Origin of the sequence: Clostridium sp. MD294, from assembly GCF_000364165.2 — a bacterium.
Taxonomy (GTDB): Bacteria; Bacillota; Clostridia; order Lachnospirales; family Anaerotignaceae; genus Coprocola.
This window is the reverse complement of the sequence record NZ_CP097810.1, coordinates 774,646-787,836: the sequence shown is the minus strand read 5'-3', so window position 1 is coordinate 787,836 and position 13,191 is coordinate 774,646. Positions and strand designations below refer to the sequence as shown.

The 13,191-nt window shown below is 28.9% G+C and carries 12 protein-coding genes, 1 pseudogene and 1 other annotated feature; of the genes and pseudogenes, 7 read left to right on the top strand and 6 right to left on the bottom strand.

Going from position 1 to position 13,191, the window contains the following annotated elements; translation table 11 throughout:
• Positions 1-518 precede the first annotated feature (518 nt).
• The 5 genes from C820_RS03820 (at position 519) to C820_RS03800 (ending at position 4,435) form a co-directional block, all read left to right on the top strand.
• A complete protein-coding gene (locus tag C820_RS03820; protein ID WP_004038183.1) occupies positions 519-1,037 on the top strand; it encodes a cysteine hydrolase family protein in 519 nt (172 codons plus the stop codon).
• 153 nt (positions 1,038-1,190) lie between these two features.
• Positions 1,191-1,547: a hypothetical protein gene (locus C820_RS03815; RefSeq protein WP_004038184.1), complete on the top strand. Its 357-nt coding sequence runs from the start codon at positions 1,191-1,193 to the stop codon at positions 1,545-1,547.
• A gap of 71 nt (positions 1,548-1,618) precedes the next feature.
• Positions 1,619-3,007 carry a DUF4272 domain-containing protein gene (locus tag C820_RS03810; protein ID WP_004038185.1) on the top strand — a complete coding sequence of 463 codons (1,389 nt, stop codon included), beginning with the start codon at positions 1,619-1,621 and terminating at the stop codon, positions 3,005-3,007.
• Positions 3,008-3,176: 169 nt separating this feature from the next.
• Positions 3,177-4,046, top strand: coding sequence for a TraX family protein (locus C820_RS03805; RefSeq protein ID WP_004038187.1), 870 nt, complete (start codon positions 3,177-3,179; stop codon positions 4,044-4,046).
• A gap of 17 nt (positions 4,047-4,063) precedes the next feature.
• A complete protein-coding gene (locus C820_RS03800; protein WP_004038190.1) occupies positions 4,064-4,435 on the top strand; it encodes a hypothetical protein in 372 nt (123 codons plus the stop codon).
• Positions 4,436-4,475: 40 nt separating this feature from the next.
• Here C820_RS03800 and C820_RS03795 read toward each other — a convergent pair whose 3' ends face one another.
• The 6 genes from C820_RS03795 to ilvB form a co-directional block, all read right to left on the bottom strand.
• Positions 4,476-5,756 (bottom strand): L-cysteine desulfidase family protein, encoded by a 1,281-nt coding sequence (locus C820_RS03795; protein ID WP_004038192.1) that lies wholly within the window; start codon positions 5,754-5,756, stop codon positions 4,476-4,478.
• 165 nt (positions 5,757-5,921) lie between these two features.
• Positions 5,922-6,500 (bottom strand): SecY-interacting protein Syd, encoded by a 579-nt coding sequence (locus C820_RS03790; protein WP_004038193.1) that lies wholly within the window; start codon positions 6,498-6,500, stop codon positions 5,922-5,924.
• A 73-nt stretch (positions 6,501-6,573) separates the two neighbouring features.
• Positions 6,574-7,206: an EcsC family protein gene (locus C820_RS03785; RefSeq protein WP_207635786.1), complete on the bottom strand. Its 633-nt coding sequence runs from the start codon at positions 7,204-7,206 to the stop codon at positions 6,574-6,576.
• 78 nt (positions 7,207-7,284) lie between these two features.
• Positions 7,285-8,469, bottom strand: coding sequence for an aminotransferase-like domain-containing protein (locus C820_RS03780; RefSeq protein WP_004038195.1), 1,185 nt, complete (start codon positions 8,467-8,469; stop codon positions 7,285-7,287).
• Between the two features lie 286 nt (positions 8,470-8,755).
• The gene (gene ilvN / locus C820_RS03775; RefSeq protein WP_004038197.1) at positions 8,756-9,259 is read right to left on the bottom strand and encodes an acetolactate synthase small subunit; all 504 of its coding nucleotides are present in this window, start codon (positions 9,257-9,259) and stop codon (positions 8,756-8,758) included.
• Between the two features lie 30 nt (positions 9,260-9,289).
• A complete protein-coding gene (gene ilvB / locus C820_RS03770) occupies positions 9,290-11,023 on the bottom strand; it encodes a biosynthetic-type acetolactate synthase large subunit (protein WP_004038199.1) in 1,734 nt (577 codons plus the stop codon).
• 81 nt (positions 11,024-11,104) lie between these two features.
• Positions 11,105-11,366, bottom strand: a binding site (T-box leader).
• A gap of 227 nt (positions 11,367-11,593) precedes the next feature.
• Here ilvB and C820_RS03765 point away from each other — a divergent pair.
• Both C820_RS03765 and C820_RS03760 read left to right on the top strand, forming a co-directional pair.
• Complete coding sequence (locus C820_RS03765) at positions 11,594-12,127, top strand: helix-turn-helix domain-containing protein (RefSeq protein WP_004038201.1); 534 nt, start codon at positions 11,594-11,596, stop codon at positions 12,125-12,127.
• 9 nt (positions 12,128-12,136) lie between these two features.
• Positions 12,137-13,120 (top strand): annotated as a pseudogene (locus C820_RS03760) (ABC transporter ATP-binding protein); the annotation flags it as partial.
• Between the last annotated feature and the right edge of the window lie 71 nt (positions 13,121-13,191).

Below are 13,191 nucleotides of genomic sequence, written 5' to 3'. Positions count from 1 at the left end.
TATATTATATAGTGCCTTATCCATTTTATATTGTCCTATGATATCTCCCTTCATAAACACTATATGCTTTTCTCTTGGAAAAACACGCCCAACTTTCATCGTCGCAAAGAAAAGGGTATATCGAAATTAACTATTTTGTTGGACTCTCCTCCTTCTACCATTTACTAACTATAATTGTATTGGAAAATACATTCCGCTTCAATTTATAATCAACAAAGTAATGAAAACAATCTTTATAATGACTTGTTTGACATAAAGAAATGGAATTTCTTCTATTATTGACGTCTTATAACAAAAGAACCGAATATTTTTTCCTTTTTCTTATTTATTTTTTATATAGATTGATTACTTTGTATGTATTTATATTAAAACATTAATAATAAAATGTCAATAGTTTTTTTAAATGTATACAATATTTTTTAAAAGTACATTTTTACATTCTCTTTTGTTGTATGAATTGACATTTAATGATAAAATATGATATATAACTTTATTGATTTAGAAAGGTGGAACTATTTATGAAAGAAGCACTTGTTGTTATTGATATGCAAAATGATTTTATAGATGGTAGTTTAGGTACAACACAAGCACAACAAATCGTACCAAATGTAATTTCAAAAATTAATGCTTTTTCTGGCGATTTATATTATACAAGAGATACTCATTCAGAAAATTATTTAGATACACAAGAAGGAAAAAAACTTCCTATAGTACATTGCATTAAAAATACTTTTGGTTGGGAAATACAAAAAGACGTTTGGAATGCTGGTGTAAATAAAAATCCTGTTATTATTGATAAACCTACTTTTGCCTCCACAGCACTTGCTCAAATGCTTTCTCAAAAGCAATATGACCGCATTACTTTAGTAGGTTTATGTACTGATATTTGTGTAATTTCTAACGCATTAAATATAAAAGCATTGCTTTGGGAAACTCCTATAATAGTTGACGAAAACTGTTGTGCTGGTGTGACACCAGAAAGTCATACACAAGCACTCAATGCTATGAAAATGTGTCAAATTGATATTTTAAATTAGTATATAATTCTTCCATATTTTTTCAAAATTATATATAAAATACAAAGACATTATAAAAAAAACGTGTTACAATAAAAAAATAATATTATTATCACTTTTTTATAAAAAATATTGTGTTTGCTAAAATAGCAAAATGAAAGTGGGCGATAATAAGTGAGTAATAAAAATAAAGCTTGTTTTATTATATACCAATATTTTTATGGCGATCAAAAGGCAAACACAAATTTTATAGAAATTTTAGACTATATTAAACGTTATAATATAACAGTAAATAAAAATGAATTACTTCTTTCTGGCAGACTTTGTAAAGATATAAAATTAGGTGATGTACTTTTTACAAAAAATTATAATACAATGATAGTTGTAAAATGTTTATTTGCATATGGCCATACATTTGATTTTTTAAATGCTGGAATGAGCTGTGCAATACTAACCAATATTTTAGAATATTCTTTTTTTCAATATGAAATATTATATAAATTATACCCAGAAAGTGCTAAAAAGCAGTAAAATACTTTTAAAAAAATATTCTAACAATACAATCATATTTGTTTTGATGAACATATGAAGGAGAAAACAAAATGAAACTTTTTGATTGGATAAAAAAGAAAAAAGAACCTCAACAGCCGACAGAAGAAAATTCTTCTGTTACTGAAAGCAATACTATAAATACAGAAAGCCAAACAACTACAACACAAAACGAAACACAACAACAAGATACACAGCAAAAAACAGAAACAGTTCAGCAAGAAAAACTGCAGCAGTCAAAGACCAAACAGCAAGAACATGATGCTGCTATTCGCTTATATTCTTGCCGAAAAAATACAGATATTATTTCCTCTGTTTTTGAAAAAGCTTTTTCTGAAGAATATAAAAAACTTGATTTTGTAAATAATGCAGAATTTGTTTTAACTTTAAAAGATGATACTTTTCTAAAAATTCGTATTATCACAAATAAAAAAGAAACAACTGCACAAGCTTATGGTATGGCAAATTTTTTTAGTAAATCTCCTATTAAAAATCAAGTATTAAAAGAAAATATATTACAGCAAATGAAACTATTCAATTGTATTATTTCTATACAATTTACATTAAATTCTGATGAAAAAAGAACAAATAATATTATTAAAAATGTTTATAGTGCAGCAAAAGCTCTTACTGCTTTTGTACTTGTACCAACTATGGAAGTATTTCATTATGATGGTAGGCTACTGATAGATACACAAGGACAGTCTGCTTTTGATACATTCCACCCCATTGCCTCAGCAGATTTTTTAGAAAAAGAACTAAAACCTACAGAGGCAGATATGGAAAGAAAGAAAAAGTCAATTGAAATATTAAAAAGTAAAAAAATCCCTTATTTAGAGGAACTTCGTTCTGCAGTATTTGATGCAGAAACTACTTTACAAACAAAAGAAGAAATTATAAAACGTTTGATTGCCACATATGCCACTGCAATACAAGCAGAAGTTTATATTAGTGGAAAATATGATAATCCAGAACAAAAAATGAAAGAACAAATTGCTCTTTTAGAAGAAAAATACCATGTCTTAAATTCTTTTTCAGTAAAAGAAAAAGAATATATTGACAACCCGCCTATCAAAGAAACAAAAATATTTAATAGTTATGCTTGGCGATATGAATGTTGTGCGATATTTCTTTGGGCACTTTCTTTATTAGATTTAAAAGAACCTAATCAAATTTGTGAAGCAGTAGAATTAGGTAATGTAATATGGAACCATAATTTTGACAGTCTTTCCAAAGCCGCGAAATTGCGTTCTAAAGAAGAAATATTAACATTGCAAGATTTAACACTTCGTTATAATTGGGCTTGTGTAGACGCTCGTATTAACAACAAAACAATAGATGCTCTAGATTTTGGTGTAATTTATGAAAGGCATTATGCTTTAAATTGGTTGCTTAAAGTAGATGGTGTTACAGATTGGGATGCTGTCACTACTACAACATAAACAAAAATACTACTGTTAATATCAAAATTTTAGCAGTAGTTTTTTTATTGTCAGAGTAGTATAAAATATAACAAATTTTTACAATATTTTTATACTATTTGCATATTGTATCTCTTTACCATAGGTACTATAATAAGTTTTAAATAGTAACTATTATAGGAGAAAAATAATGTCAACAACTGTATTAAAATTATTTGCACTTATTACAATGTTAATTGACCATATTGGATTTTTTATTCCTAATATGCCCGAATGGTTAAGATATATAGGAAGACTATCAGCGCCTATATTTTTATTTTGTGCTGTAATAGGCTATAGCAACACGAGTAATAAAAAAAAGTATCTGTTTCGAATTTATGCTTTTAGTGTGTTTATGGGTATTATTGATGCTATAATATTACAAAACATCAATTACATAAGAACAATATTTATAACACTTCTTATACTATTTTTAATAGACTGCTTTCAAAGTCAAAACAAATATGCAAAAAAATACTTATGTATATTTTTATTGTGGCAAGTTGTAGTAAATACACTCTATATTATGTGTATTATTAATATGCCAGATAAATTTACCGTAATAATATTACCATTATTTGTTATTTCTGCATATATGAATTATGGTATATTATTTGTAGTATTAGGTGTTTGTATGTACTTGTTTCTTCATTCTTATAAAAAATTTAGTATCAGCTATATTTTGATTACATTTACTATACTCATTTTTCAAAATACAAATTTGCTATATCGTATAGGCAATAAAATAACTTATATTGCAATTACAAGTAAAAATAATTTGCTAATGCACTTAAAAGAAATATTTGAGTTTTTTTGTTCAGCATTTTTGGATATAGAAATTAGATTTTTAAAAAACGATTTATGGTATACTACACAATGGCTAATGATATTTTCATTACCTTTGCTATTGTTATATAACGGAAAAAAGGGGAAAGGACTAAAATACTTATTTTACATAATGTATCCTTTTAATATTATTGTATTTTATTATATTGGTGTTTCTATGGGTAATGTATTATAAAAAAAGAGGTAAAAATAATGTCTAACATATTCAATAAAACATTTTTAAAAAGATTTATTCCTGTTTTATTACTTAGATTTCTATTTGTAGTAGAAGAACGTTCTTTTACATCATTTGTAAAATCTTTTATACTCTGTTTTATTATAGCAGTAATTTCTCAAATTAAAATAGATAAAATTCATTTATTCAAAAGATTTATAAGACAATTACTGTTTTTCTTCTTTATGCCACTTTTTGCCATACAGATTGACCACTATATATTACGTCATTTTTTGATAGGTTGTACTATTGCTGGTATTTCAAGCCTTTTTGATGTAGCACAGACATATGGAAAAAGCTCCTCATATCGAGGAGCTCTTTTAGCTGAAAAAACAAAATTTTTTGCTTGAATATATTTCATAAAGCAAAGTAAATACTCAAATCTCAACATTAGTCAACACAAGTCATAATTTTTAATATTTCTTTATCTGTTTCACGCATACCATCTTTTCCTAATCTACCAATATTTTTTATTGTATTTTCAATTCCTTTTGATACAATGCCATCTCCACCATAAAATTGCTGTCCTTTTAAATACATATCATATCCAAAAATACCTGCATCAACTGCTGATGCAATTTTTGCTGCACAAGATGCCTTTGCACCATCACATATAATACCTGATGTAATAGCAAGTGCATTCACAATTGTATGTGTAATGTCCTCATAGCTACCACCTTTTAAATAGGCAATGCCTGCTCCTGCTGCTGCTCCTGCACTTACTGCACCACAATATGCTGATAAATATCCTATACCTGTTTTTTTGTGTATTGCAATTAAATTAGAAAGAATTAACGCTCTATACAATTTTTCTTTTTCTATATTTAATTCTTTGGCATATTCTATAATTGGTAATGAAACCGTCATACCTTGATTACCACTACCAGAATTAATAACAACAGGTAATTCACAACCGCTCATTCTTGCATCAGAACCTGCTGCTGCTTTTGCTTTTGCACGATTTCTAATATCATTACCATATGTTTCTAATAATACAGAGCCTATATTTGCACCATAATTATTTTTTAATCCTTCTTCTGCAATCGCACTATTATATTCTATTTGTCTATCTAATACTTCTTTTACATCTTCTATATCTACTATTTGTGCAAAATCATAAATTCCTTGTACAGAAAGCAAACTGTAATCAGGCACATCTTCCTGTACTTGTTTCACAATTCCATTATCTAAAAGTACATTACCATCTTTTTCAATATATACCACATTACTATGTGCATTAGCAATACGAACAATAGCATAACTATCTTGTTTATATACTTTTACAATAATATCTAAAAGTAAATCACTTTCTGCTTGTTTTACTTGAATTTTTGTGTTCTTTTTATATTCTAAGAACTCTTTTTTTTGTTGTTCTGTAACATTGCTTAATACTTCTAATTCTAATTTCTCATCTCCTGCAATAATACCAATGGCTGCCGCTGCCTCAATGCCTTTTTCTCCGTTGGTATTTGGCACAATAACACTTTTCACATTTTTAATAATATTTCCACTTGTTTCTATCGTCACTTTATCAGGTATTTGTCCTAATACCGCCCTTGCTTTTGCTGCACAATATGCAAGTGCAATTGGTTCTGTACAACCCATTGCTACAACTAATTCTCTTTTTAATATTGCAACATATGTTTGATAACGTAATTCGTTTTTTTCCATAATATTTTTCTCCTTTTGTTTCATACTTTTTAGTTTATTAAGAAACTATATTATAATTGGTTTTCATTTAAATTTTTACACCACTTTTTCAATCCTCTCCTTTTTTATATAAATATATGGAAAAAGCTCCCTATACTAAGGAGTTTTTAAACTATTCAAACAATATTACCATTTTTCAAAATTTCCTTTTTTATTAGGCCTCAAATTCTCAAAAAGTTCCTCAAATGTATCTGCTATCACTGTTTTTTTATGCCAATCAAAATCATATATTACAATATTCCCATTCTCATTATCAAAATACAGTTCAAATATACCTTGATAACTTCCAATTTCAATACAATTTTCTAATGCTTTTAAATCTCTACTATCTGCACTTTTTTCTATTTCTTTTATATACTTGTGTTGTAATATTATTTTTTCTACACTATCTTCCACGTCATTTATGGCATCAAAGTAAACAAGTTTTTCATTTAAAAATCCTAGTAATTCCAAAAATTTATAAGAATTTAAATATTCTTTTATTTCTTCTCTCAATATTATTTTTATTTCTTTTTCTAATTTTCCAAAGTCAAATTTTTTTGTATTTTCTTGATATATCCACTGAATATAACCATATTTATTTACTTCTCCAATATATAATTCTGTATTAAATTCTCCATCAAATGGTACACTAGGCAATAATCCAGTTTTATGATGCCAATAATTAAAATATTTTTCCAAATAACATAATATAGCTTTTTTCATAAATGTTCCTTTTTCTATAACAAAATTTTTATTTTATTAAATATAATGAAATATTCTTTTTATATTTTTTTAATCATTTACTATAGTATTTTATCGCAATATTTCCTACAAACTGTGTTGAAGCCCAATCAAATGTAAATCCAACAGGAGCTCCCACAAGTGGTACCATTTTTACAAAACTTGTTAATGATTTTTCACCAGCTTTTGTAATTATTTTTCGTCCCACTAATTTCCATATTTTAGTCATAACCTCTCTTGTTATATACTTATTTACCATTTTTTTAGTAAGACTTTTTGATGCTTCAATGCCAAACTGTTTCAAAATTTCTTTTGCAGAGTCTCCTGCTAAAATTAAATATAAATCTGTTTTTAAATCTGTAGTATCTTTTGTATGTCCATAAATATAGGCAATAGAAAGTGCCATTGATGCTTGAATTCGCCAAGAACATACTAAATCAACAGGAACAGCAACAGGTAATGTAATAATACCTCCAATACCTGTAATAGCACCAATCACTCCATTTTTTACAGACTTACGTGATAATACTTTTTTTGCAAGTTCATCACAAGTAATTCCTACATTTTGTTGATATAATTTATTTACATAATTTTCTATTGCAACTAAATCTGTAGAAATAACATAATCCATAACCATCTCCAAAGCATTCTGCAATTCATTTCTGTTATGTAGTAAATTTTTTTTCATAGGCATTATAATTTCCTTTACTTTAAAAATACAGATATAAAAGCTCCTCAGTATGAGGAGCTTTCTACTATCATTTTCTTATTTCATAAAAGATTTTAAAACTTTACCAAGACTTGCAATACCTTGTTCAATTTTATCATCTGGCATACAAGAATAGTTCATTCTAAATGTATTTTCATGTCCGCCATTAGGGAAGAAAGAACCACCAGGAACATAAGCAACTTTTTCTTCAATACATTTTACAGCAACTTCTCTTGCATTCATGTACTCAGGCAATACAACCCATGTAAACAATCCACCATCTGGGTGTGTATATTCAATGCCTTCTGGGAATTCACGTTTCATAGCATTAAGCATAACATCACGTCTATGTCCATATACTTCTTTAATTTTTGCTACGTGTTCATCTAAGTTATACATATCCATAAATTTGTCAACTTCTAACTGAGAAACGGTAGATGGTTGTAAGTCAGCACCTTGTTTTACAAAGTTATATTTTGCAAGAATTTCTTCAGATGCACAAACCCAACCAAGACGATAGCCAGGTGCTAATATTTTGGAGAAAGTTCCCAAGAAAACAACAAGACCTTTTGTATCAAGAGATTTCAATGATGGCATATTTTCGCCTTCAAATCTCAATTCACCATAAGGATTGTCTTCTATTGTAGGAATTTCATATTTGTTTATAATTTCCATGAATTTTTTTCTTCTTTCCAAAGGCCATGTTCTACCTGTTGGATTTTGGAAATCTGGTATTACATAAATCATTTTTATATTTTCTGTTGTCTGTATGATTTTTTCTAATTCTTCCATAATCATACCATTGTTGTCTGTTGGAACTTCAATAAATTTAGGGCAGTTGATTTTAAAAGCATTGATTGCTCCTAAATAAGATGGGCTTTCCATTAACACAACGTCACCCTCGTTCAAGAAGACACGACCAGAAAAGTCAAGACCCTGCTGAGAACCGTTTGTAATCAAAATATTATCAATAGTAGAAGTAATGTTATTTTTTGCTTTCATTCTATCAACGATTTTTTGTCTTAAAGAATCAATACCATCTGTTGTAGAATATTGCATTGCTTCTTGTCCGCTTTCACTCATAACAGCCATAGCTGCTGCTTTCATTCCTTCTACAGGGAACAATTCTTTCGCTGGCAAACCACCTGCAAAAGAAATAATGTCTGGTTGTTGTGTGAGTTTAAGCAATTCTCTAATTTCAGAACCTTTCAACTGTTCTACTCTGTCTGAAAATTTTATCATTTTGATTTCCTCCTTTATTTTTTAGCTCGTTGGTTATATTGTACAAGAACAGTTTTACATAAACATATTACATTTTTGTTTTTTTATTTATTATTCTTTCTTTGTTAAACTGCTCTTGAATGGGGCAATTAATTATCTTATATCCATTTAACCACAAAAAGTACAGAAAGTCAAATTATTTTTGTGAATTTATAGTCAATTTTTATAATGTTTTTTTTTAAAACAAAAATACCGTTGTATGACTTCAACAATAATAGTTTATTTTTTTCACTAATTTTGCTTTATTTTAGCCATTTGATATACTCATTGCCTCTATTGATACAACACCACCTCTTACAATTTCCATATCGTGAAATCCTTTTGACAAAAGATTTATCAAATCATTATTACCCACTTCTGAATTAACAGACTGTAATATCAAGCGTTCCATATCATAATCTATAATAGAAGCTCTAAATATTTTTGCTATTGAAATTACTTCTTCTTTTTCTACTGGTGAATTGATTTTTAATTTAATAAACATAAGCTCTTTCATATGTGTGGGTATGTCTGTCAAGTCAATAATCTTGATAACTTCTACACATCTATTCATTTGTTTTTTAATTTGCTCAAATGTTGCATCATTACTTAAAAAACTAAATGTCATACGAGAAATCGTAGGGTCTGCTGTTGTTCCTACTGTAATTGTTTCAATATTATATAGTTTACTAGAGCAAATACCTGATATTTTTGCCAATACACCAACTTGATTTTCTACAAATACAGCAAGCCATCTCTTTTTAATATCCATTTCTTTTCTTCCTTTCTTCTCTTGTAGTATTTAATTCTCTTCCAATATCATATTATCCAATGTACCGCCATGTCTTACAATAGGAAGCACAATATCATATCTTTCTAATATAAATTCAACCAATACTGGGGCTTTATTTTGTTTTGCTTTTTCAGAAGCTATTTTTAATGTTTGTTCGATTTGCTCTTCTTCTGTGACTCTATATGCTTCTACATTATAACTTTCTGCAAATTTTAAAAAGTCTGGCAAATACGGAGGACACTCCTCTGGTGTATGACATTTTGTTTTCTGACAACTTTTTCTTTCTTTTAAGCAAGTACCATAATAATGTTTTTCACAAAAATATTGCTGTTGCTGACGTACCATACCCAAAAAACTATTATTAAATACCAATACTACTATAGGCAATTCCCATGCTACGGCTGTCGCCATTTCTGCCATATTCATTTGAAAGCCACCATCTCCTGTAATACAAATCACTTGTTTTTCTAGATAAGCAAGTTGTGCTCCTATCGCAGCAGGAAATCCAAATCCCATTGCTCCCAATCCTCCAGAAGTTAATAATTTTTTATGATTATCTAATTCTAAAAATTGTGTTGTCCACATTTGATGTTGTCCTACATCTGTAACAGCTATAAAATCATCAAAAATATTGTTTATACCTTCTATAATTCTTTGTGGATTGACACAGTTTCCTGATTTTACGCCAAGTGGATATTCTTCTTTCCACTTTTTCACTTGTGCTACCCATTCTCTTTTTTCACTCTGTTTTACCATAGTCAACATTTTTTCAATAGCTAATTTCGCATCTCCTACTACAGGAACATCTACTTTAATATTTCTTGAAATGGCTGCTGTATCAATATCAATATGCACAATTTTTGCTTCTTTTGCAAATTCACTTATTTTTCCTGTAATTCTATCATTAAATCTTGTGCCTATAGAAAATAACAAGTCACATTCACTTACTGCTTTATTTGCCGCATAACAGCCGTGCATACCCATACTACCTACATACAAAGAGTGATTTGTAGGAATTGCTCCTTTTCCCATAACAGTAGTAATTACTGGTATGTTTACTATTTCAGCAAGCTGACGAAATGCTTCATTTGCGTGAGCAATATTTATACCTCCTCCACAAAGAAAAAGAGGTCTTTCTGCATCTCTTAACAACTTTAATGCTCTTTTTAACTGTCCTACATGTACATCAGAATTTGGTTTATATCCTCTAATATGCACCTCTGCTGGATAACTATCTTTCATTACCTCTTTCATAATATTAGAAGGTAAATCAACCACTACAGGACCTGGTTTTCCTGTACGGGCAATATAAAATGCTTCTTTTATAATTCTACCCAAGTCTTTTCTATCTCTTACCATAACACCATATTTACAAACACTTCTTGTAATTCCTATAAAATCAACTTCCTGAAAAGCATCATTTCCAATTAAATCTAAAGGAACTTGTCCTGTAAAACAAACAAGAGGCACACTATCATAATTTGCATTTGCTATACCTGTTACTAAATTTGTTGCACCTGGGCCACTTGTTGCAACACAGACACCTACTTTTCCTGTTGCTCTGGCATAAGCATCTGCTGCGTGCACTGCTGCCTGTTCATGGCGTGGCAATATCAAGCGAATATCATTTTGTTTATAAAGTTCATCAAAAATATCCAATACATATCCTCCTGGATAGCCAAATATTGTATCAACGCCTTCTTCCTTTAATGCTTCCAGCCAAAGCTGTGTTCCTTTTTTCATAATAAAATAACCTCCTCAAAATATCATTTGTATAGTATATGATTTCCATATATATTAAAAAACACCCTAATCAATGTGATTGATTAGGGCGATTTTATTCGTGGTACCACCTAAATTCAGAAAAAAATTTTCTGCACTCTTTATTTGTACAAAACTATTTTTAAAAATAGTAAAATACATCATTTCTATAACGGGAAAACCCGATGAATACTACTCAGAAAATACTTCCTTTCGCGTCATAGCTCCAAGACTACTTCCACAGCAATAAAACAAAGATTTTCACCAGCCCATCTTTTCTCTGTGCTTTTATTTACAGTGTACTACTCCTTTTCACAGCATTTACCATATTTTAATTTTATTGGAATATATTATAACACAAATTTTTTTTTTGAAAAGAGATTTTTATAAAATTTTTTGACAGAATAGTTTACTAATTTTAAATTTTTTGTTTATTTTCTATTGCATTTCAAAAACAATATAGTATAATAATATCTGTTTAGTAAAAATAATACGTTTGTTTAGTATTTCTAAAAAAATAATGATAGTAAAATATTTACTAAGGAGTTAAATATGGATATTGGTCATAAAATTAAACAGCTTCGTATTCAAAATGGATTAACATTAGAAGAATTAGCTTCCAGAAGTGAGCTCACAAAAGGCTTTTTATCTCAGCTAGAACGTAATTTAACATCTCCTTCTATTACAACATTAGCCGATATTGTAGAAGCACTTGGAAGCAGTATGTCTGACTTTTTTAAAGAAGACATAGAAGAAAAAATCGTATTTCAAAAAAAAGATTTTTTTGTAGACCAAAGAGAACACTATACTGTAAACTGGATTGTACCAAATACACAAAAAAATGCTATGGAACCTATATTAGTAGAACTGCCTCAGCACGGAAGTTCTTTTGAAGTTGCACCTCATAGTGGTGAAGAATTTGGTTATATCATAGAAGGTTGTGTTTCACTTATTTGTGGAGAAAAAAAATTTATAGTACGCAAAGGTGAAACATTCTACTTAAATGGTAAAACATTTCACCATATTAAAAATGAAAAAAAGACACTTGCAAAAATACTTTGGATTTCTACACCACCATTGTTTTAGGAGGGTATAATGCGAAAATTAATACAATTTAAAAACATTGTAAAAGACTTTGATGGACAATTAGTACTCAAAGGAATTAATTTAGATATTTATGAAAATGAATTTGTTACATTACTTGGCCCTAGTGGCTGTGGTAAAACAACATTATTACGTATACTAGGAGGATTTTTAAATCAAACAGAAGGACAAGTGATATTTGATAATACTGAAATTAGCAATGTTCCTCCCTATAAAAGGGAAATTAACACAGTATTTCAAAAATATGCCCTTTTCCCTCATATGAATGTATATGACAACATTGCCTTTGGACTAAAAATAAAAAAAGAACCTAAAGACATTATTGAACAAAAAGTGCAAAGAATGTTAAAATTAGTGAATTTAGAAGACTATGCTAAAAGAAATGTAACAGAACTCAGTGGAGGACAGCAACAAAGAATTGCTATTGCCAGAGCATTAGTAAATGAACCTATGGTATTGCTTTTAGATGAGCCTCTTGGTGCATTAGATTTAAAATTACGAAAAGAAATGCAGCACGAATTGAAAAAAATACAGCAGGAAGTTGGCATTACATTTATTTATGTTACTCATGACCAAGAAGAAGCATTAACTATGTCTGATAAAATTGTTGTTATGAAAGACGGAGAAATACAACAAATAGGCTCTCCTACTGACATTTATAATGAACCAACAAACGAATTTGTTGCGAAATTTATAGGTGAAAGCAATATTATAGATGGTGTTATGTTAGATGACTACAGAGTAATGTTTGAAGATAAAATATTTGACTGTGTGGATTTTGGATTTGACAAAAACGAAAAAATTGATGTTGTAATACGTCCTGAGGATTTAGACATTGTATCAAAACAAGAAGGTAAATTAAAAGGAATTGTTCGTTCTGTACTGTTTAAAGGTGTTCATTATGAAACAATTATTGAAACAAAAGTTGGTACAAGTATCACAGTACAAATGAAAGTATCTGATGAGAAGCCTGTAATAAACACAGAAGCAAATGAAAAAATGAGTGCAAATGACTTTTATTTAGATGTTAGTGACATAGAAGAATT

Excerpts from the sequence above, each read along its gene's own strand:
- C820_RS03820 (WP_004038183.1), top strand. The coding sequence starts at position 519 with ATGAAAGAAGCACTTGTTGTTATTGATATGCAAAATGATTTTATAGAT.
- C820_RS03810 (WP_004038185.1), top strand. The coding sequence starts at position 1,619 with ATGAAACTTTTTGATTGGATAAAAAAGAAAAAAGAACCTCAACAGCCG.
- C820_RS03805 (WP_004038187.1), top strand. The coding sequence starts at position 3,177 with ATGTCAACAACTGTATTAAAATTATTTGCACTTATTACAATGTTAATT.
- C820_RS03800 (WP_004038190.1), top strand. The coding sequence starts at position 4,064 with ATGTCTAACATATTCAATAAAACATTTTTAAAAAGATTTATTCCTGTT.
- C820_RS03795 (WP_004038192.1), bottom strand. The coding sequence starts at position 5,756 with ATGGAAAAAAACGAATTACGTTATCAAACATATGTTGCAATATTAAAA.
- C820_RS03790 (WP_004038193.1), bottom strand. The coding sequence starts at position 6,500 with ATGAAAAAAGCTATATTATGTTATTTGGAAAAATATTTTAATTATTGG.
- C820_RS03785 (WP_207635786.1), bottom strand. The coding sequence starts at position 7,206 with ATGAAAAAAAATTTACTACATAACAGAAATGAATTGCAGAATGCTTTG.
- C820_RS03780 (WP_004038195.1), bottom strand. The coding sequence starts at position 8,469 with ATGATAAAATTTTCAGACAGAGTAGAACAGTTGAAAGGTTCTGAAATT.
- ilvN (WP_004038197.1), bottom strand. The coding sequence starts at position 9,259 with ATGGATATTAAAAAGAGATGGCTTGCTGTATTTGTAGAAAATCAAGTT.
- ilvB (WP_004038199.1), bottom strand. The coding sequence starts at position 11,023 with ATGAAAAAAGGAACACAGCTTTGGCTGGAAGCATTAAAGGAAGAAGGC.
- C820_RS03765 (WP_004038201.1), top strand. The coding sequence starts at position 11,594 with ATGGATATTGGTCATAAAATTAAACAGCTTCGTATTCAAAATGGATTA.